This window comes from Maribacter taeanensis (assembly GCF_047345145.1).
In the GTDB taxonomy this organism is placed as follows: domain Bacteria; phylum Bacteroidota; class Bacteroidia; order Flavobacteriales; family Flavobacteriaceae; genus Maribacter_C.
Map to the genome: position 1 here is coordinate 183,125 of NZ_JBLFER010000007.1, position 21,895 is coordinate 205,019.

Genomic DNA, 21,895 nt, shown 5'->3' on the forward strand with positions numbered 1-21,895 from the left:
AAATGAATTCAACATATCCTGAAACGAGTTCAGGACAGGGTAGAATTTAGCACCTTCTCGACTATAGGAGTCAAGGGTTGCTAAGGCTTCAAAGGGTCTAATCCCTCCACCTTTCTTGATAACTATTCAATACGTGTTTGAACTTTGTAAAGCACAAATAAAAGTCAGAATTGTTTTAAAACCTAATAATTTTGAAAAATTTCACAAAATCCTAGCATTTTACTGGGATAAAATACTAAACTCTATACTCGAGTCTGCAAAAACCGTATGGGTTTGTGTTTTGAAATCTTCTTCGCCTGCTTTAAAAATATTCTCCACGTAGGTTTGCGGATTCAAATCAATCAACGGAAACCAAGTACTTTGGACTTGAATCTGTAGCTTATGCCCTTTTTGAATCGTATGAAAAACATCTTGAAGCTTGATATTCACTTCGGTCTTTTTATTCGGCACAAATGGCTCGGGGGTTGAAAAACTATTTCTAAACCGCCCTCTCAAAACTTCGCTTCGTACCATTAAATGGTAATTGCTCATTTTCAAATGGTCTTGCATTTCTTCGTTCGTTTCCGATTTGGCAGGATGTACATCGATTACCTTAACAATCCAATCAGCGGCAGTGCCTGTGGTTGCTACTTTTAGTTTGGCTAGAATATCTCCTGCCAAGGTTAAGTCTTCTTCCATAACTTCAGTTTCAAATACCAAAACATCAGAGCGACGCGCTGCAAAACGTTGGTCGTCGGTCATGTATTTTCTAGGGGTAAAAACGGATTTTACATCTTCAGAATATGGGACTGGTTTTTTGATATTACTAATAAATTGAATGCCTTCTGTACTTTTTAATTCAGAAGTCAGTTCTTGATTTTCGGATAAGAACATATCTTGTTTTTCTACTCCTTCTGGAGGCCAAGAATCGTATTGCTTCCATTCTTTTCTGCCGGAATCAAAGACATAGGCTTCCGGAAGTCCGCTATTTTTATCGCCACTTCCTTTTAAGAAATGATTGAAGAATTTTGTCTCAATATTTTCCTGAAAAAACTCTGAGATTCCATCTCCGAAATAATAATTTCCGACTACGGTACGACCATTTCTTCTTGCCCATCTACCATGGTCCCAGGGACCAAAAACCATCGTATTGTAATTTCCTTCATTGTACTTTTCAATATTCTTATAGGTTTCCAAAGGTCCGTACAAATCCTCTGCATCAAACCATCCGCCAACGACCATAGTTGCCACATGAGATTTTACATTTTTTAAGTGTTGAATGAGTCCTCGGCTCTGCCAAAGTTCATCGTAGTTTGGATGCTCTTTGAGTTCATTCCAGAAGAAATCATCAGTCTCCTCGTCCGGAGCGATGGAGATTTCATCTTTTAGGTCATATTCGAAAAAGGAATTTAAATTTTTGAGTGGTCCTTTATCCAAAAAGAACTGATATTGGTCTTCGGTTTGTAAATCTGGCAAGCTATACCAAGCCGTATCAATGGGCATATCACCATTTGGTCTTGGCGTTCCGAAAAGCGAGGTTGCTCTAAAATAGCTCAACAAATAAGCTCCATTATGATGAAAATCGTCAAAGAAGAAATCACCAATACTCGCTTGTGGAGAAGCAGCTTTTAACGCAGGATGTGCATCTACCGTGGCGTAGGTCGAATAAAATCCGGGATAGGATATACCCCAAATTCCGGCATTTCCATTATTATTCTCCACGTTGTTCACCAACCATTCAATCGTATCATAGGTATCTGAGCTTTCGTCTACATCTTTTTCCGAAGTTTTATTTGGGATATAGGCACGCATATTTTCATAATGCCCTTCACTCAACCAGCGCCCACGAACATCTTGATAAACCACAATGTAACCCTCTTTCATCATATGAATATTGGGTGAGATTTGCTTCTTAAATTCACCTTCTCCATAGGGTCTAGAACTGTAAGGAGTACGTTGCATAATGATTGGGTATTTTTTTGAAGTATCCTTTGGAGAATATATCGTAGTATGCAATTTCACTCCGTCTCGCATTTCGATATCTACTTCTTGTTTGGTATAATTATCCGCAACGTACGTATCTGAAACCTCAACCTTTTCAGGCTTCGTGGTTTTTGTGCATGAGGTAAGCATAAAAGTCAACGAAAGAAATATGATTGAAAGAATTCTAAAAAATCTATACATAATTGAAAATTAGTTAGACACTAAAGCTACTAAAGATTAGTAAGTCTCGAAAATAAAAAAGGGAACCCAATTTGGATTCCCTTTTTAAACCGTTTTGAAATTTCCTTATAAACTGAATGCTGACTTTACGGAATCAACCATATCTAGTTTTTCCCAAGTGAAAAGCTCAACTTGTTTTTCTACTCTTCCGTTATACGGAGACTCAAATATCTTAGTGACCATTTTTGGTTCTTTCCCCATATGCCCATAAGCCGCGGTTTCCAAATAAATTGGATTACGCAGCTTTAATCTTTCTTCAATTGCAAAAGGACGCATATCAAAAAGTTCTGCCACTTTATCAGCGATTTGACCATCAGTTAAATCCACATTTGAAGTACCATAGGTGTCCACAAAAATGGAAGTTGGTTCGACAACTCCGATAGCATAACTTACCTGTACCAAAATCTCATCAGAAATTCCTGCCGCAACCAAATTCTTCGCTACATGCCGAGACGCGTAAGCAGCACTTCTATCTACCTTACTTGGGTCTTTTCCACTAAAAGCTCCACCGCCGTGGGCGCCTTTTCCTCCGTAGGTATCTACGATGATTTTTCTTCCTGTTAAACCGGTATCACCATGAGGGCCACCAATTACAAACTTTCCTGTCGGATTGATATGATATACAATTTGGTCATCGAACAAAGCTTGAATTCCCTCTGGCAATTGTGCCTTCACTCTCGGAATTAAAATGGAAACAATATCGGATTTGATTTTCGCTAACATTTTTTCATCATCCGAATCAAAAGCATCATGCTGTGTGGATACCACAATCGCCTCAATTCGCTGAGGCACATTATCATCAGAATACTCAATGGTAACTTGTGACTTAGCATCTGGTCTAAGGTAATCGATTTCGCTTCCTTCTCTTCGCAATTCAGCCAATACTTGAAGGATTTTATGCGAAATATCCAATGCTAAAGGCATATAGTTATCCGTTTCCTTGGTCGCATAGCCAAACATCATTCCTTGGTCACCGGCACCCTGCTCCTCCTTAGAACCTCTATCAACACCTTGGTTGATATCTTGAGATTGTTCATGAATCAAGGAAATCACGCCACACGAATCTCCGCTAAACTGATACTCTCCTTTCGTATACCCAATTTTATTAATAACATTTCTAGCAATATTTTGAACATCTAGATAGGTATTACTTTTTACCTCTCCAGCGAGAACAACTTGACCTGTGGTAACCAAGGTTTCACAAGCCACTTTACTTTCGGGGTCAAAGGCTAAAAAATTATCTAGCAAGGCATCACTAATCTGGTCAGAGACTTTATCTGGGTGTCCTTCACTAACAGATTCAGAAGTAAACAAATATGACATAGATTCTATTTTAATACGGCGAGAATTTGACAGGTGGTCTAGAGAAGTATAATTATGATAACATAATTAACTGCTTTAGCATTTTTCACGAGGTTGCAATCAGTCAAATCCTTCCTCTTATTACAAGAACAAAAGTATGAAAATAGTTTCGTTGCCAAAGAAAATATATCAAGATTTTAAAGTTGCTTGGAAAGAGCTATGAGCTTACAATTCATACTTTATTCCAGCTACGAAATACCTTGGCTGAACGTTGTACTCCAGAGTACTAATTAAATTATTTGAGAAAGCATCCTGCCGAATTGAAGTCGTATTCAAAAGATTTAGGCCTGTTATCTTGAATTCCCACTTACTGTCTTCTTTTTGATAAAACAGTGTAGCGTTTAGGAAGTCATAGGTGCTCCGAATTCCACCATCTCTATTCCTGTATTCGTTATATTGATAATCAGCTGTAAGAGCGAATCCATTTAAAAAGTAGGCCTCGATATTAACAAAAGGAATATTGGTAATAAACCTGCTTTCAATGTTTGAACTCGAGTAATCATTCCATATTTTTTCAAAACCCAATTCTACATTAGGAGCCTCTTTAAACTTAGTTTCAAAAGCTAGTTTGTACTGCTGGTTGAAAGAACGATTAAAATCTTCATTAGTATTGATTATGTTATTGAACTTATTATAGGTAATTCGAGCTTCAAGTTTTCCTTTCCAATATGGGAATCGTCTTTCATAGTTGCCAAAAAAGGTGACAATCTCATTTGGAGCATCAATATTGATAGGGGAAGAAACTCTGTCTAACCCAACAAAATTCACATTTGAACTGATACCGTCAAACTTTTTTTGATAGGTCATTCCCCCATAGATATTCGCAAAATTGAACATGTTGAAATTCATAAAGTTCAAGGTTGCATTATGGTACCAGGCATTTCTCAAATTCGGGTTTCCTTGAAAAAGACTGTTATATCCTCTTAATTGGATGGCCGAGGTTAAATTTTGAACATCAGCGAATTCAGCCTCCAGACTATAGTTCAGCTGCAAAGATTTTGAGCTATTAAAAGCATACTTAGCGTTAAGACTAGGTAGTAACAAGGTTTTATTTAGCGCTACCTCGTCGGTGAAATTTCTGTTTTTTATATCATAAATATGGAAGTTAATCCGAGGACCAATGGTCAATTTCTTCCATTTTACTCGATAGCCTATTCCAAAGTAAACATCAAGAAAATCAAACTCCGTATCATTGATAAACTGATTGCCTAAACCAACTGGTCTCGAATTACCATTTATAATTTCTGATACTTCAGAGTGAAGGCGCTGACCATTTGTACTTAGTCCCAACTTAAAACTAATGTGATTGGTCTTGTTCAAAACCCTATAATAATTGAATTCGGTGTCAAAAGTATTTGTTTGAACTTGGGTATTTTGAGATATATTGAAAGGTGTTTCACCTTCCAACGGAACACTACCGAGAAAGGGTTGCTGCGTACTTATTAAATTGTAAGTAGGGAGCTGTTTCTTATATAGATAGTTTGATTCCCAAGAAAAAATATTATTATCATTTTTTGCATAAAAAGCACTTAGGGATTGTTGTACCGAAAAGGGGTCTCTACCATTTAAGGAGCGAATATCATTGCTAAAATTAGAAAACAATGAGTTGAGCTGATTTTCATCTCGAACTTCAGATCGTTTTAGAAAACCATCATAGTTAATATACCATTTTGAATTTGGTGTATAAGTAGTCGAAATTTTCAAAAGTGTTGAAATATTCTTTTGCAAAGTGTTCGATTCTAACGTTTCTTCATTATTGCCTTCATCCCTTATATAAGTACGTTGCGATATACTTGACAAATCTGTATCCACCCCTGACAAAATACCAAAGCCGGAAAAACTGATTTTTTTATTAGGATTGTAGTTAAAATTCAGTGCCGCCAATTTAGAGTCAATATTTCGAGCTCGATTATTTTGCATCAACGATAAGCCGATATCATCTCCGGAAAGATTAAGGGATGAACCTGATCTTTTTCCCAAGGTGCTTAGCCCCCCATTGAACCTAAAATAGTCTTGTAATGAGAAAGCCTGTTTGCCAATGTTGTTCATATCCCCAATAAAATTGATATTGAATTTGGGGGAATAATAAAATATATTTGGATGAGCCAAATAACGTTCTTTAGGGCCCGCCGTTGCTGAAATATCGCCAAACCAAAGGTTCTTTTTTCCTTCTTTCAATTTAATATTCAAGGCCAATGCATCACTATCATTTACAGCTCCTAAAGGTCCCACCTCGTTAAAGTCGCGAAGTACTTGTACTTTATCCACGGCATTTGCAGGGATGTTTTTGGTTGCCATTTTCGTATCTCCATCGAAAAATTCTTTCCCTTCCACTAGCACCTTGCTAACATCTTTTCCTTGAACCTTTATTTGTCCCTCATCGTCAATTTGAAATCCAGGCAATTGTTCTAAGACGTTTTCCAACTTTTTTTCCTTACCCGTGGTGAAAGCATCCGTTTTATAAGTAATTGTGTCTCCTGAAATGGTCACTGGAAAATCTTCGGTCACGGTTACTCCATCCAGTTGGTTAGGCGATGCTTTTAACGTGATTGTTTTATTCTCGTTTGTTAATGCTTGAAAACCTTCCTCCCAAGTTTCAAATCCTAAATAACTCGCCTTCAGTGTGTATAAACTGTCTTTCTTCAGGTTCAAACGAAACCTACCTTGGGCATCGGTAATTCCATATGATGCTATTGCTTCAGTATTCTTGTTGATTGCGATTACATTTGCTAATTCTAATGGAACATTCAATGAATCCAATACCTGACCTTCTAATACTACCTTTTGCGCAGTTAAATTATAGCAAAAGAATACCAGCCCTACCAAAAGGGATATGCTGACTCTGTTCATTTTTTGATTGATGATTTTTGGCGTTTGTAGACTAGTATTCTATTACCTTTAATTCTCTATCGATATGCTAAACGAAGATGAGTTTTTTCCTTTTTTCTTACCCCCACCGTACATCTTGTGCATCTTTTCAGATTGTTCTCTCATGATTTCCTCATATTCTTCCTCAGTGACCTTTTTACCTTTGGATGGAACTTCAATAACAACTTCTTTATCAGGGTTTAAAACCACTTTAGTACAAATCATAATTCTACTTCCGTCATTTACTTCTAAAATAAGTCCTGGAAGTCCCCAGTACATATCTGGCCCATGATTGACTGGAATTTCAGTGGTGTACCAAGCAGTTGTCGTTTGTATTTTCTTTTCTTCTTTTTCTTCCATCTCGCCATTGACTTCTGAAATTTTGGTCTGTGTAATTTCTCTTTTGGCTATTGCCTTATAACAGGTGTACCTGCCGATTTGTTTTGTTTCAGATGTCATTTCCCATTCAAAAGGTTCTAATTCCCCAGATATAAGAAATAGTTTTCCAAAAGCATCAGAGCTCTCTTTGGTTTTCTTGTTTTTGGTGTTTTTGTATAACAGTCCATCGCTGCCACCACCCATTCCAACAACTTGAATTTGAACTCCCGCCCCGCCTGATGCTGGTTTGTCAAGACTTTCTTGCTCTTTCCAATTTGATTCTGATTTTGTAAAGGAAAGTTGGAATTCCTTTTGCATAGCGAACCTTAACTGCTGTTGTACCAAGTCCATCTGATCGGCACTTGTACTTGCACTGTCTAATTTGATTTCCATTTTCATGTCCGTCTTATAAATTGCAAGGCCAGCAAAGTCTTGTGCAGTCATATGCACCGTAATGAACAAAATAACTACCATTCCAAATTTTTTCATGATTCTAGTTTTGCGATTAGTAATATCACAAATTTGCTCCAGTAGAATTGAAAAAAAGGTTAACCAGTGTTAACGAGTGTTAACCGATTGTCAGTTGATAATTTATAGTCATTACATTTGGAAAGTGAAGCAAAATAATTATAAATCGATAGTTTATTTTATCGCAGCTACTATTGTAGCTACTATTACCATTCAGCTGTATTGGAATATCCAAAATTATGAAACTAACAAGCAGCGATTAATTAACGAAGTTCAGATTAGTTTAGACAATGGAGTAGAGGCCTACTACTCAGATTTGGCAAAAACTGATTTCTTCGCCTTCGTAAATAATGGTTCAGATAGTTTGGAACCCCAGCATGAAAAGAATTTCTGGAATCGAATATTAGGAGATTCGACTTTTCTTGAGATTGAAAAAAAACAAGATTCTCTTCGTGTATTTACAGGAATAAAGGGTTTTACCCAGATAATCGATTCGGGCAAGGCCGTAACGGCTATGAAACCAAATCAGATATCTATGATGTCCGTTTTTCAGGGGAAAGAAGCTATTGACAGTATTCAAGGGCTAACCGAGCTTACCAGTAGAATTATTGTTTCTATTACACGTGATACTATAGATTTCGATAAACTCGATACCTTGTTCAATAAGGAACTGATTCGTAAGGGAATAGCTATTTCATACAATCTCAAGCATTTTGACAACGATTCGGTTGTTATTGGATTTAAAGGTGATGAAAAGAGAACTTTTAATTTGACTACTTTTTCAAAATCGACTTATTTACCTGAATCTCAGAAACTGCAACTCTTTTTTTCCAATCCCACAATTGCAATCCTAAAAAGAAGTTTAACAGGTATCATCCTATCCCTTCTGCTCTCTGCTTGTATCATTGCATGTCTTTTGTACTTACTTCATATCATAAAGCAGCAGAAGGAACTTGCAGAGATCAAAAACGACCTCATCAGCAATATCACTCATGAGTTTAAAACCCCTATCGCGACAGTCTCAACTGCCATTGAAGGCATCAAGAATTTCAATGTGAATAATGACAAGGCTAAGACAAGTACTTATTTGGATATTTCAGAGCAACAAATGAAAAAGCTCAATCTAATGGTGGAAAAATTATTAGAAACTGCCACTTTAGATAGTGACAAGCTTATTATACAAAAGGAAGAGGTTGATGTCGTTTTAATGCTTCGAGGTTTGGTAAACAAGTATCAAATGTTAGCAGGGGATAAAAAAATTCTTTTCAAATCTAACGAGGATAGCCTCAATCTCAAAGTGGACCCTTTTCATTTTGAAAATGCGATTGCAAACATCATTGACAACGCTGTAAAATATGGCGGAGAATCTATCGCGGTGAATTTAAATTCTATGTTGAATTCCGTTGAAATTACAATTGCCGATAACGGTGGAAAAATTGATAAAAGTCAAAGAGTCAAAATCTTCGATAAGTTCTATAGGGTGCCCACTGGGAATCGACATGATGTAAAAGGCTTTGGAATAGGACTCTTTTATTCTAAGAAGATAATTGATAAACATGACGGACAACTTGTTTTAGTGCCAGATCCTCATAATACTATTTTCAAAATAACTTTATGAGCGATACCATAAAAATACTTCTAGCAGAAGATGAGCCCGCATTAGGGCAAATCATAAAAGAAAGTTTAGAAACACGAAACTTTGAAGTGCTCTTTTGCCAGAATGGTGAAACAGCTTATAACACATATCTGAAGGAGAAACCAGAGCTACTGGTCTTAGATGTAATGATGCCTAAGAAAGATGGATTTACCTTGGCCAAAGAGGTTCGGGAACAAGACAAGCACATCCCTATTATTTTCCTAACCGCAAAATCTCAAACAAAAGATGTATTAGAAGGTTTCGAACACGGCGGTAACGACTATTTAAAAAAGCCTTTTAGCATGGAAGAACTTATAGTTCGCATTCATGCCCTTTTAGATAGGACAAAGTTAAAATCATCAAATCAAAATCTTTCGATTGGCAATTATAGTTTCAATTACACCAAACAAAAGCTGGTCATCTATGAAGAAGAAATTCTACTCACTCACAGAGAAGCAGAATTGCTCTTTCACCTGTACGAAAAACAAAATGATATCTTAGATCGTTCGTTAATCTTAAAAAAAATATGGGGTGATGACGATTTCTTCAATGCCCGTAGCATGGATGTCTTCATAACCAAACTCCGTAAAAAGCTCAGCAAAGATAAAAATGTACAAATTATCAATGTTCGCGGCTACGGGTACAAGCTAGTATGCTAAGCATTTTTGACTAAAAATCGAGTTATCTTATTTCTTTGTATTTCAACACTGATTTCTTTCGCCAACCCAAGATCATTCGTATATTGTATGCCCAACATTTGTTGTTGAGACAAACCAACCAACCCTTTAAATTATAGGTATGCACATTGCAGTTGCGGGAAACATCGGAGCCGGAAAAACCACTTTGACAAGATTACTTTCAAAACACTATAAGTGGGAAGCCCATTTCGAAGATGTTGTGGACAATCCGTATTTGGATGATTTTTACACGCAAATGGAGCGATGGAGTTTCAACTTACAGATTTATTTTCTAAATCATCGTTACCGCCAAATTCTCAAAATACGTGAATCGGGCAAAAGTATTATTCAAGATCGCACGATTTATGAAGATGCTTATATTTTTGCGCCTAATTTACATGCGATGGGTTTAATGACTAATCGTGACTTCAACAACTATTCAAGCTTGTTTGAATTGATGGAGAGTTTGGTTCAACCGCCTGATTTGTTAATTTATTTACGCAGTTCTATTCCTAATTTGGTGAAGCAGATTCACAAGCGAGGCCGCGAATATGAAAACACCATTTCAATTGATTATTTAAGTCGATTGAATGAACGCTATGAAGCTTGGGTGCACGGTTACGAAAAAGGGAATCTTTTGGTAATTGATGTTGATGATTTGGATTTTGTTGACAAGCCTGAAGATTTAGGTCAGATTATCAATAAAATTGATGCCGAAATCAACGGTTTGTTCTAAAATGATCAATTGTATTCTTGCTAGCACCTCAACAATATACAGGGGTACTTATTTAGATTATCTTTTCCCTTCGCTTGAGGAATTATTTCTGCATACCGAGGAAATTCTCTTTATTCCATATGCTCGACCTAGCGGGATTTCTTATGATGACTATACCGAAATTGCAGCTAAAGCATTTCAAAAACTAGGAAAGCACCTTCTTGGAATTCATACTTTTCAAAACCCTAGTAAAGCAGTTCAAAATGCCCAAGGTATTTTTACTGGGGGAGGGAATTCTTTTGTATTGGTTTCTGAACTTTACCAACAAAATCTAATTCAACCATTGCAGGAAGTTTTAAAAAAAGGCACTCCCTATTTAGGAACAAGCGCCGGAAGCAATATAGCCGGACCAAGTATACGAACCTCAAACGATATGCCTATTGTATATCCGCCTAGTTTTGATACTTTGGGTATTGTTCCTTTTAATATCAATCCGCATTACTTAGATCCAGATCCCACTTCAAAACATAAAGGAGAAACTCGCGAAACCAGAATCAAAGAGTTTCATCAATTCAATGACATTCCAGTTGTTGGTTTACGAGAAGGTAGTTGGATTCTCGTTCAGAACCAACAAACTACTTTAATGGGTGACGGACTGACAGCCCGTATTTTCGAAAAAGACAAAATACCTTATGAAATTGAAGCTAATACATCATTGGAGTACTTGAAGTAGACTACTTTCAACTATCACAAAATATTTCCCTTTATGACAAACGCTTTTCCCTCACTGAAAAGCTGCTCTCCCTCATTCCTCGTTTTATCGGCACTTTTCTTGTACTAGATTTATTGGAAACATTAAACAAGCCTAAAAACTAGCTATATCAATTCCGGATAACTGATATAGTGGACTTGAAACCCTGAACTGAATTCAGGGTAAATGTTAAACCATTCCGCCATAAGGCGGATAAAAACCTTAAATGATGGAATTAAAAAAGAATCCAAAAAAAGATTTGAAACGAAACAGTGGTATGTACTTTGTCGCTGGACTAGCAATGGTATTATCACTAGCTTATGTTGCCTTAGAATGGAAAACGTTTTATGGTGACACGTATGAGAGGACAGCAATGACAGTAGATGACGAGTTAATTGAGGAAGTAGACTTGGTTCAATTGGCACCACCACCTCCGCCTCCGCCACCTCCAGTGGCTCCTGATGTAATTGAAGTTGTTGAGGATGATGAGCCAATTGTAGAATCAGTCATTGATGTACCAGAGCCTAATCAAGATACTGAGGTTATTGAAGTTGAAGACGTAGACTTTATTGAAGAACCTGTGGATGTAGCGGTCCCCTTTTCCGTTATTGAAGATGTTCCTGTTTTCCCTGGATGTGAGAGTGAAACGGACAAAAGAGCTTGTTTTAACTCCATGATTCAAAAACATATTGGCAAGACATTTCGATATCCTGAGTTAGAGCAAGAGATGGGAATACAGGGAAAGGTCAGTGTCATGTTTGAGATTCAAAAAGATGGTAGTATTGGAAATATTAGAATGAGAGGTCCAAACAAAAATTTGGAAAAAGAAGCAGCACGTATCATTAGTAAGTTGCCAAAAATGACACCAGGAAAGCAAAGAGGTAATCCTGTTAGGGTTCCATTTGCAATTCCTATTACCTTCAAACTAAGTAATTAATTGGCATAATCGTTGAGACATAAAATCCATCCCCGCTATCCGAGGGGTGGTTTTTTAATATCGTGTAAATCCGTAGTTATGAAACTTAAAAAGAATCCAAAGAAAGATTTGAATTTAAAGAGAGGAATGTATTTCGTAATAGGATTATTGTTAGTCTTACTTTTGATTTATATCGCTTTAGAATGGAAATCTATCGATAATAATGGAGGATATGATATTGGTTATATGTTAACCAGTAGTGACCTTTTAAGTTAAAACAACACCTCCCTTAATCCCTCTTTGTTAGGAGGGAAACTGTTATGAAAACAAAAAACCAACAGCTAGGCTGATGGTTTTTAGATATATCCTAAAAAAAGAAGTTTATTTATTGACTTCCTTTTCAATAGTGATTTCAGTTTCGTCACCGTTTGTTTTTACGGTAGCATTTTCTAAAGTTTCTAGCTTCGCCTTTACCTCAGCTTCGCTTCCCTTTAAAATTTTCTTTTCAGAAACTTCTTTGCCATTTACAGTTGAAGTAGTAACGATAGTAGCTTCTGCCATATCAGCACTTTCAACATTCATGGTAATTTCAACAGTTGATTTTTCTTTGTCATTAACATAGTCGGCAACTCCAGTAGCATTAATTGCAATACTCGGCGCGATTACTAAAGCTACAACAGACATCAACTTTAAAAGGATGTTCAAAGAAGGACCTGATGTATCTTTAAATGGGTCTCCAACCGTATCACCAACAACAGCAGCCTTATGTGCATCAGAACCTTTACGTCCGTCAGACTCAATCATCTTTTTAGCGTTATCCCAAGCACCACCTGCGTTGGATTGGAAAATTGCCATTAGAACACCAGCAGAAGTAACTCCTGCTAAAAGTCCACCTAACATTTCAGCTCCACCGATAAAACCAACAGCAACAGGAACAGCGATAGCCAATAAACCTGGCAATACCATTTCTTTAATAGAAGCTTTGGTTGAAATATCAACACATTTATCGTATTCCGCATAACCATCAGCCGCATCAAAAATCGCTCGCTGATCAGGAGTTGCTTTTGACATATCTGAATCAACAGCTCTCATCACTTCTAAGGCTGCTTTTAATTGTGGAATATCCCTAAACTGACGACGTACTTCTTCAATCATTGCCATAGCCGCACGACCAACGGCGTTCATTGAAAGTGCAGAGAATACGAAAGGTAACATTGCTCCAACAAGAAGTCCTGCCATTACCGTAGGTTTTGAAACATCAATAGAACTAACATTCGCAACTTTCATAAAGGCTGAGAACAAAGCTAAAGCTGTCAAAGCAGCAGAAGCAATTGCAAAACCTTTTCCAATAGCTGCAGTCGTATTACCAACAGCATCTAATTTATCTGTACGCTCACGTACCTCTGGATCTAATTCAGCCATCTCAGCGATACCACCTGCATTATCAGAAATTGGTCCGTATGCATCAACAGCTAATTGAATACCTGTATTTGCCAACATACCTACCGCAGCAATTGCAATTCCGTATAAACCAGCGAAATGATGTGATATTAAAATAGCAGCTGCAATTAATAAGATAGGAATCATAGTAGACATCATACCCACACCCAAACCAGCAATAATATTAGTAGCAGCACCTGTTTCGGATTGACGTACAATTGAGTTTACAGGTTTTGTACCCGTACCTGTATAATATTCTGTAATTTTTCCAACACCCAAACCGGCAACAAGACCAGCCAATGTAGCGAAGAAAATTCCATTTGCACCAGCAGGTAGACCTTCAACGCTTTCAGGAATTAAGGCATGAATAATAAAGTATGAAGCTACTACCATTAATCCAGCAGAACCAAATTCACCTATATTCAATGCTGTTTGCGGATTTCCACCATCTTTAACTCTTACAAAGAATGTTCCAATGATAGACATCAAAATACCTACTGCAGCTAATACCAATGGAAGATAAACCGCACCTAAACCTGCAAAATCAGGAGTGATGATAAATGCACCCAATACCATTGTACCGATAATAGAACCCACATAAGATTCAAATAAATCAGCACCCATACCAGCAACATCACCAACATTATCCCCTACATTATCAGCAATCGTAGCAGGGTTTAAAGGGTGATCTTCAGGAATACCTGCTTCAACCTTTCCTACTAAATCTGCACCAACATCAGCAGCTTTCGTATAAATACCACCACCAACTCTTGCGAAAAGTGCAATAGAAGATGCTCCTAAAGAAAATCCGGAAAGCACATTTAATACCAAACCTAAGTTTTCAGCACCTGGCCAAATTGACTGATAAGCCATAAATAAGCCGCTTAGTCCTAAAACACCAAGACCTACTACACCTAATCCCATAACCGCTCCTCCTGCAAAGGCAACTTCAAGTGCTTTCCCTAAAGAAGTTTTAGCGGCTTGCGTTGTTCTAACGTTTGCTTTTGTAGCGACTTTCATTCCGATAAATCCAGCTAGAGCCGAACAAATAGCACCTACTACAAATGATAAGGCTACCATACCATTTGACCCTACTTCATTGCTTCCTTTGAAATACAGCAGAATAGCTACTGCTATAACAAAAATTGAAAGAATCTTATACTCCGCCTTCAAAAATGACATCGCGCCATCTGCGATGTTTTTTGCTATTCTAGCCATTTTATCGTCGCCCACTTCTTGCTTGGAAACCCACATGTTCTTTACAAACACAAAAAGCAGAGCCACTACTCCAAATACTGGTAATAATTGAATTACTAATTCCATTTTGTTTAGTTGTTTTAAGTTTTTTTTAACGGCTGCTAAAGTACTAAAATCAAATAGAATAAAAAAAGCCACTTTTATTCGTAAAAGTGGCTTTTTAACTTGTAAAAATTATCTATATCGTAAACGTACGTTTCTTTTTGTGTTCGCTTTCATCATAACGTTTTACACATTCATGATAAATCTTTCTAGCCTCGTCAGCATTACCCCAACCACCTACATCAACTTTCTTCTTTTCTAAGTCCTTATATACTTGAAAGAAATGTTCGATTTCTTTTTTTCTATGGGGGTTTAAATCTGCTAAGTCATTTTTTTGATTCCATATAGGATCGGAAACGGGGACACAGATAATCTTCTCATCCGGTCCTTTTTCATCGGCCATATGAAATACTCCTATTGGCTTTACCTCAACAACAACCATTGGATAAGTTGGCTCCGTACACATCACCAAAACATCTAAAGGGTCCTTATCTAATGCCAAGGTCTCTGGAATAAACCCATAATCACCAGGGTACATCATAGATGAAAAAAGTGTTCTGTCAAACCTGATTTTATTTAAGGTAAAATCATATTCGTATTTATTTCTACTTCCCTTTGGGATTTCAATAAGTACATCAAAGGTGATTTCTTTTTTAGGCATAGCTATTATTTTAGGGGTGCAAAGATACGCTAACGACCCGTTTCGAGCATTAGTATCTGTATTAAATGTAGGTTAAATAGATGAGTGGTTTTTTGGCTCGTTGGGTAGCTATTTCGGAACTGAGTGGACCCACCCCTTAATCCCCTCCCGGGAGGGGAGACTTTAGAAATTAAAAACTAAATCCGAAGGTTCCTGTTATGCCGAAAGGTCTCGCATCAGGACTGTCTAAATAATTTCCTCGAAAATTAAAATCAATCCGTAGTACTTTAAAAATGTTCCCAACACCTACGGAATATTCATAATAAATTCTATCGGTTGGTGCTTGTAATGGAGTATTTATAGAGGCAGGAGCACTAAGTGCGATATTGGCATCTGATAATTCGCCCCAAACCCCGCGAAGGGCAACAATCTCGCGAAGATTCAATTTTCGTAAAAAGGGAATTCTTGAAAAAAGTCTCCCATTAAAATTGTGCTGCAAATGAAGTGATGCATAAGTATCACTAACAAACTCGTAAAAATCAAGATTTGTAAAAGTTCCGTAGTTAGAGAAAATAGTTTGGTTACCAGGGATTACGTTTAAAAGACCCAATGGAACCTCTCCAAAAGTCTTACCAACCTCTACTGTACTAAAAAGTCTTCCAAAACCTCCTATCTGCCATGGCTGAGTGTAAGCGAATTGTAATTTGCTATAATTAAAATCACTATCAAATACACCTTCTATTCCCTTTGTATACTTTAATAATAAGGTACTATAGTTATCATTAATGTCATTTCTCTCTACACCATAACCTATGGTTTTTTTTCCCGGAGTGTAAATCATTAGAGCATTAAAATCGAATTGTCGAATTTCAGAAGAAATTCCAGTTGGGGAATCAGCATCCACATATTCTAGACTAAAGTCATTAGGTAACGCCGAACTTAAAGTCCTAAAAGTGCTTCCTACTCCAATTCTTAAATTGGTAATAGGCTCTATTTCTAGACTGGCGGCGCTAAGATTAATATTAGTTAACCTATTATTAGCACCAACGGTCAATACAGATGACGAGGCTATACTTCTTCCTAAAACATCATTTGTTGCTGTTAAGCTGACACCTAGCTGTTCAATATCCCTTCGATTACCACCAGAAAGTATAAGCCTACTTTTCCTATCCAAAAGAAATTTTCCTGCAAGACCATGTTTGAATTTGTGGTCTTTAAATCCGTAGGCTCCATATCCTTCTATTCGCCATAGATCATTTTGTCCGCGATATGTTCTGGCTCCTAATCGAATGCGATGACCTTCTGCTTGGTTAAATCCGTAGACGTCATAAACAGATCCTAGATCTAAATCCCATTTATCTATTTCGACATAACCAGAGCCCAGAATACTAACTATGTTATAGTATGATTTGAATTTTGGAACGGTTTTTAACGTATCCAGCAATTTATAAATTCCGGCTTCGTCCTTATTTAAACCTTCCAATCGATTCTTTTCCCAAAAGGAATCGTCTTGAACAATAGCATTTGGGTCAAAAGGGTTTTTATCGGCTTTATAGAAATCCTTGGGCTTTTCTTCATCAAATTTGTAATTATCAAAAACAGTAGTTCGTTTACCATAAACCCCTCGCGATTTTTCTTTTTTCTGAAAACTAAAATCACTCAACATATAATCACGCTTCAAGAGAAAAACGGAATCGTTAACTACGTCAAATTCCTGCTCGATATAGATTTCCTTAACCCAGTTGATATTGGCACTTTTGGTTACTTCTAAATTGATGTTCTTAATTGCATAGGTAGAGTCGTTTACCCAAAAATCACCTTTAAAAGTAAGTTCATTTTTACGGCGCGGATAATAAATAATGTTGTAACACCATTTGTTATCTATATAAGCGCTATCACGTAAAGCGTAATTATAGGTGTCAACTCCGGTTCGAGATAACGGACTCGTAAAACTCTTATCAAAGAATTTCAAATAGTTATCATAGATGTCATATTCTTGGTATAAATCGGCAACAAAAGCAATAATTGCCTGATTGTTGTCAAATCCAGAATTTTTATTTCCTAGGATATTCTCTTTCTCCTCCTTCAAAATATTATCACCATGAACTTCTGAAAAGGTTTCGTTCAGGAAGATGGGAAGGTAAGTTTTACCCGTAATTCGAGAAGTATCCAAGTCTTGAAATACAAATTCAAGTCCTTTAAAAATCTTTCTCTTCATTAAGGCGCTGTCGATTGTGTTTAAATCAAACTCAACCTTTTCATACTTGTCGTAGTTGTATTGTTTGAATTGCCGAAGCCCGTTAATACGTTTCTTTGCCCAAATCTTCTTTAAAATATCAACTGCAGGATTATTCTTTTTTGATTGTTTTCCTGAGATAAGTACAACCTCATCGAGTTTCTCAGTTGACTCAATCATGGTTATCTTCATATCATAAGTCACCTTCGAAGTCAGCGCGATTACTTTATCTTCATATCCGATAAAAGAAATCAAAAGTGTCTGATAAGTATTATCAGATTCCATATAGAAACGGCCATTATCATTGGTAATCGTTCCCTCATTGGAGTCTTTGAAAATAACATTAGCAAAAGCAACAGGTTCACCAGATTCATCGATAACCATGCCGCTTACCTTAGTTTGGGCATGAACGACTATCGAAAAAAATATGACTAGGCTAAAAAGAAAATACTTCATTTAGTTTTTTAATGTTCTCGATACTGCTTTAACAAATAACGTACCAATGTCCACTATACAAATACAGGAAACTTGAATAAAGGTTGCAAAAAACACCTTCTTACTTAAAATTAAAATGCTTCGCCAACACTAAGTCGGCGAAGCAAAGGTATCGTTACAAAAATTGTTGTCTTACTTATATAACACTTTCTTAACAGCGCTTACCACATCGGTATGATTAGGCAACCATTCTGCCAATAAAACCGGAGAATATGGCGCAGGCGTATCTGCTGTGTTTATTTTTTGAATAGGAGCATCTAAATAGTCAAAAGCATGGTTTTGAACATGAAAAGTAATTTCTGTAGCCACATTACCAAAAGGCCAAGCTTCTTCTAAGATTACCAATCTATTTGTTTTCTTTACGGATGTTAAGATAGCTTCATAGTCCAATGGTTTTACGGTGCGTAAATCGATGATTTCACAACTGATGCCTTCTTTTTCCAATTCATCAGCTGCCTTATCAGCCTCCTTAATAATTTTTCCAAAAGAAACAATAGTAACATCTGTTCCTGCTCTTCGGATATCTGCAACACCTAACGGAATTGTATATTCCCCTTCAGGAACTTCCCCCTTATCACCATACATCTGCTCAGACTCCATAAAAATTACCGGATCATCATCGCGAATTGCTGCTTTCAATAAACCTTTAGCATCCGCTGGATTTGATGGAACTACAACTTTTAAACCTGGACAATTTGCATACCAGCTTTCAAAAGCTTGTGAGTGCGTTGCTGCCAATTGTCCCGCGGAGCCAGTAGGACCCCTAAATACAATAGGACAAGGAAATTGCCCTCCAGACATTTGACGAATCTTCGCAGCATTATTGATAATTTGATCAATACCGACCAATGCAAAATTGAACGTCATGAATTCTATAATCGGTCTGTTACCGGTCATAGTAGAACCAACACCGATTCCAGCAAAACCTAGCTCAGAGATTGGAGTGTCTATTACTCGCTTGGCACCGAATTCGTCTAACATTCCTTTAGAAGCTTTGTAAGCGCCATTGTACTCAGCAACTTCTTCACCCATCAAATAAATGGACTCGTCTCTTCTCATTTCTTCTGACATGGCCTCACATATGGCCTCTCGGAACTGTAATGTCTTCATATAAATAGGTTTCTTGTTTGAACTAAAAACACACGCAAAAATAGGAAATTATATATCAAAAAACTGTTGCTTCAATTCAAAAAAAGTTACAAAATTTACTATGCATGCATAGTAAATTCAGAAATTAATACCTATCTTCGCACGGTCATTTAAAAGATGGAAAACGAATGAAAATATTAGTTTGTATAAGTAACGTACCGGATACCACATCCAAAATAAATTTTACCGATGGTGACACAAAGTTTGATACCAACGGGGTACAGTTTGTAATCAATCCGAATGATGAATTTGGACTTACAAGAGCCATGTGGTTCAAAGAGAAGCAAGGTGCTACAGTTCATGTGGCAAATGTCGGAGGACCGACCACTGAGCCCACCATCAGAAAAGCATTGGCAATTGGTGCCGATGAAGCAATTCGCGTAAACGCGGAACCAACAGATGGTTTTTTTGTTGCTCAGCAGCTAGCTGAAGTTGTAAAAAACGGAGGCTATGATTTGGTTATCGCAGGTCGTGAGTCAATTGACTATAATGGAGGAATGGTCCCTGGAATATTAGCAACTTTATTAGATATGAATTTTGTCAATACTTGTATCAGCCTTGAGGTTGACGGAAGTAATGCCACGGCAATGCGCGAAATAGACGGAGGAAAAGAAACAATTTCAACTAGTCTTCCTTTAGTTATTGGAGGACAAAAAGGCTTGGTTGAAGAAAGTGACTTGAGAATACCAAATATGAGAGGTATTATGATGGCAAGAAAAAAAGCTTTAAATGTAGTTGAGCCCGTTGATGCAGCAAAAACAACTCAAGATACCAAGTTTGAAAAACCAGCTGCGAAAGGAGCTGTCAAATTAGTAGATAATGTAGACGATTTAGTTAACCTTCTTCATAACGAAGCAAAAGCTATTTGAAATAAATAACAAATTCCAAATAACAAATTCCAACAAAATCATTTTTGGAATTTGGATTTTGAGAATTGAAATTTGATAATATTATGTCAGTATTAGTTTATACAGAATCAGAAAACGGAAAATTCAAAAAGAATGCTTTTGAAGTTGCTTCTTATGCTAAAGCAGTTGCAGATCAGCTAGGCACCTCAGTAACAGCGATTTCTTTCAATACGTCAGATAATGATAGCCTTGGAGCTTACGGAGTTTCAAAGGTTTTGAATGTTTCCAATGATAATTTGAAAACTTTTAATGCCAAAGCATTTGCTAGTGCGATTGGTCAAGCCGTTGCAAAAGAAAATGCGACTACAATAATTGTTAGCTCAAGCACAGACACTAAGTTTCTTGCTCCTTTAGTAGCCGGAAAATTGCAAGCTGGCTATGTTCCTAATGTAGTTGCCGCGCCAGAAAGTACTAGTCCGTTTATGGTGAAGCGAACCGCGTTTAGTAATAAAGGTTTCGCTCACACCGAAATCAGTTCAGATATTAAAATAATTGGTGTTTCGAATAACTCATTCGGAGCTCATGAGAATGGAGGTACTGCTACCGTTGAAGATTTTAGTCCATCATTAAATGATGCAGATTTTTCAACAAAATCGATAGAAGTCGATAAAGTTGTTGGAAAAGCTACTATAGCGGATGCTGATATCGTTGTTTCTGCAGGAAGAGGCCTAAAAGGTCCTGAAAACTGGGGAATGATTGAAGAGTTAGCTGATGTTCTAGGTGCGGCTACTGCATGTTCAAAACCAGTTTCTGACTTAGGTTGGAGACCTCACGGAGAGCACGTAGGTCAAACAGGGAAACCCGTAGCCAGTAATCTATACATTGCCATCGGAATCTCTGGTGCAATACAACATTTAGCCGGAGTAAGTTCTTCAAAAACAAAAGTGGTCATCAATACAGACCCTGAAGCTCCCTTCTTTAAGGCAGCTGATTATGGTATTGTTGGTGATGCCTTCGAAGTTATCCCACAGCTCATCGAAAAATTAAAAGATTTTAAAGCGCAAAACGCTTAAATTTTGTTAATTTGCCCTATAAAGAAGGGCTGTTCAAACTAATTGGTCATCCCTTTTTGTTTGAACAGCCTTTTTTAGTTTAAAAGATCTATGAGTCTAGTACGATTAAAAATAAAAGGAATATCCTACAGTCAAACCCAAAATGGCGCTTATGCGCTGATTTTGAATGAAGTTGACGGTGATAGAAAACTTCCTATTGTAATTGGTGCTTTTGAGGCCCAATCCATTGCAATTGCCTTGGAAAAGGAAATCAAGCCTCCACGCCCTTTGACTCACGATTTGTTTAAAAACTTCTCTGACCGCTTTGATATTGTTATCAAACAAGTCATTATTCACAAATTGGTTGATGGAGTTTTCTATTCAAGTATCATTTGCGAGCGTGATAAGATTGAAGAAATCATTGATGCTCGTACCAGCGACGCCATAGCTTTGGCCTTACGTTTTAGCGCTCCTATTTTTACCTATAAAACGATTTTGGATAAAGCCGGAATCTTCTTGAAATTTTCTTCTAAGGATAAAGACAAAGAAGGCAATGACGACAGTATTATGGTAGACGAAATTCTACAAGAGGGTGAAACCGTAGAAATCGAACAAGGCGCAACTGATGGCTACACAGAACTCACCATCGATGACCTTAACAAAGAACTTGACAAGGCCGTTGCCAATGAAGACTACGAAAAAGCAGCCAAACTAAGGGACGAAATTTCCAAACGCAACTAAACCAACCAACAAGCAAGTATTT

General features: G+C 37.2%; 17 protein-coding genes and 1 riboswitch. Of the genes, 9 read left to right on the forward strand and 8 right to left on the reverse strand.

Annotation, left to right across the window (positions count from 1 at the left end; all coding sequences use genetic code 11):
• Positions 1–5: 5 nt before the first annotated feature.
• Positions 6–125: riboswitch (SAM riboswitch) on the reverse strand.
• A gap of 94 nt (positions 126–219) precedes the next feature.
• The 4 genes from ACKWCD_RS18655 to ACKWCD_RS18670 all read right to left on the reverse strand — a co-directional run bounded on the left by ACKWCD_RS18655 (position 220) and on the right by ACKWCD_RS18670 (position 7,299).
• Positions 220–2,163 (reverse strand): CocE/NonD family hydrolase, encoded by a 1,944-nt coding sequence (locus tag ACKWCD_RS18655; protein WP_413985484.1) that lies wholly within the window; start codon positions 2,161–2,163, stop codon positions 220–222.
• A gap of 105 nt (positions 2,164–2,268) precedes the next feature.
• Positions 2,269–3,525 carry a methionine adenosyltransferase gene (gene metK / locus ACKWCD_RS18660; RefSeq protein WP_413985485.1) on the reverse strand — a complete coding sequence of 419 codons (1,257 nt, stop codon included), beginning with the start codon at positions 3,523–3,525 and terminating at the stop codon, positions 2,269–2,271.
• A 204-nt stretch (positions 3,526–3,729) separates the two neighbouring features.
• Positions 3,730–6,414 carry a carboxypeptidase regulatory-like domain-containing protein gene (locus ACKWCD_RS18665; RefSeq protein ID WP_413985486.1) on the reverse strand — a complete coding sequence of 895 codons (2,685 nt, stop codon included), beginning with the start codon at positions 6,412–6,414 and terminating at the stop codon, positions 3,730–3,732.
• A gap of 48 nt (positions 6,415–6,462) precedes the next feature.
• Positions 6,463–7,299, reverse strand: coding sequence for a GLPGLI family protein (locus ACKWCD_RS18670; RefSeq protein ID WP_413985487.1), 837 nt, complete (start codon positions 7,297–7,299; stop codon positions 6,463–6,465).
• 124 nt (positions 7,300–7,423) lie between these two features.
• Here ACKWCD_RS18670 and ACKWCD_RS18675 point away from each other — a divergent pair, with 124 nt between their 5' ends.
• The 6 genes from ACKWCD_RS18675 (at position 7,424) to ACKWCD_RS18700 (ending at position 12,249) form a co-directional block, all read left to right on the forward strand.
• Positions 7,424–8,896, forward strand: a complete 1,473-nt coding sequence (locus ACKWCD_RS18675; RefSeq protein WP_413985488.1) for a sensor histidine kinase — start codon at positions 7,424–7,426, stop codon at positions 8,894–8,896.
• On the forward strand, positions 8,893–9,573 hold the full coding sequence (locus tag ACKWCD_RS18680) for a response regulator transcription factor (protein ID WP_413985489.1): 681 nt from the start codon (positions 8,893–8,895) through the stop codon (positions 9,571–9,573). The genes ACKWCD_RS18675 and ACKWCD_RS18680 overlap by 4 nt, the downstream gene beginning before the upstream one ends.
• 139 nt (positions 9,574–9,712) lie before the next feature.
• Positions 9,713–10,327, forward strand: a complete 615-nt coding sequence (locus tag ACKWCD_RS18685; RefSeq protein WP_413985490.1) for a deoxynucleoside kinase — start codon at positions 9,713–9,715, stop codon at positions 10,325–10,327.
• A 1-nt stretch (position 10,328) separates the two neighbouring features.
• Positions 10,329–11,039, forward strand: a complete 711-nt coding sequence (gene pepE / locus ACKWCD_RS18690) for a dipeptidase PepE (protein WP_413985535.1) — start codon at positions 10,329–10,331, stop codon at positions 11,037–11,039.
• 247 nt (positions 11,040–11,286) lie between these two features.
• On the forward strand, positions 11,287–11,994 hold the full coding sequence (locus ACKWCD_RS18695) for an energy transducer TonB (RefSeq protein WP_413985536.1): 708 nt from the start codon (positions 11,287–11,289) through the stop codon (positions 11,992–11,994).
• Positions 11,995–12,072: 78 nt separating this feature from the next.
• Positions 12,073–12,249, forward strand: coding sequence for a hypothetical protein (locus tag ACKWCD_RS18700; RefSeq protein ID WP_413985491.1), 177 nt, complete (start codon positions 12,073–12,075; stop codon positions 12,247–12,249).
• 105 nt (positions 12,250–12,354) lie between these two features.
• Here ACKWCD_RS18700 and ACKWCD_RS18705 read toward each other — a convergent pair whose 3' ends face one another.
• The 4 genes from ACKWCD_RS18705 to ACKWCD_RS18720 form a co-directional block, all read right to left on the reverse strand.
• A complete protein-coding gene (locus ACKWCD_RS18705; protein WP_413985492.1) occupies positions 12,355–14,736 on the reverse strand; it encodes a sodium-translocating pyrophosphatase in 2,382 nt (793 codons plus the stop codon).
• A 112-nt stretch (positions 14,737–14,848) separates the two neighbouring features.
• Positions 14,849–15,373, reverse strand: a complete 525-nt coding sequence (locus ACKWCD_RS18710) for an inorganic diphosphatase (RefSeq protein ID WP_413985493.1) — start codon at positions 15,371–15,373, stop codon at positions 14,849–14,851.
• A gap of 169 nt (positions 15,374–15,542) precedes the next feature.
• Positions 15,543–18,044, reverse strand: a complete 2,502-nt coding sequence (locus ACKWCD_RS18715; protein ID WP_413985494.1) for a DUF5686 family protein — start codon at positions 18,042–18,044, stop codon at positions 15,543–15,545.
• Positions 18,045–18,215: 171 nt separating this feature from the next.
• Positions 18,216–19,193 (reverse strand): pyruvate dehydrogenase complex E1 component subunit beta, encoded by a 978-nt coding sequence (locus tag ACKWCD_RS18720; protein WP_413985495.1) that lies wholly within the window; start codon positions 19,191–19,193, stop codon positions 18,216–18,218.
• A gap of 167 nt (positions 19,194–19,360) precedes the next feature.
• Here ACKWCD_RS18720 and ACKWCD_RS18725 point away from each other — a divergent pair, with 167 nt between their 5' ends.
• The 3 genes from ACKWCD_RS18725 to ACKWCD_RS18735 all read left to right on the forward strand — a co-directional run bounded on the left by ACKWCD_RS18725 (position 19,361) and on the right by ACKWCD_RS18735 (position 21,873).
• Entirely contained in the window at positions 19,361–20,101 is a 741-nt protein-coding gene (locus tag ACKWCD_RS18725; protein ID WP_413985496.1) for an electron transfer flavoprotein subunit beta/FixA family protein, read from the forward strand.
• Positions 20,102–20,184: 83 nt separating this feature from the next.
• Positions 20,185–21,153, forward strand: a complete 969-nt coding sequence (locus ACKWCD_RS18730) for an electron transfer flavoprotein subunit alpha/FixB family protein (RefSeq protein ID WP_413985497.1) — start codon at positions 20,185–20,187, stop codon at positions 21,151–21,153.
• A 90-nt stretch (positions 21,154–21,243) separates the two neighbouring features.
• Positions 21,244–21,873, forward strand: a complete 630-nt coding sequence (locus ACKWCD_RS18735) for a bifunctional nuclease family protein (RefSeq protein ID WP_413985498.1) — start codon at positions 21,244–21,246, stop codon at positions 21,871–21,873.
• The last annotated feature ends 22 nt before the right edge of the window (positions 21,874–21,895 follow it).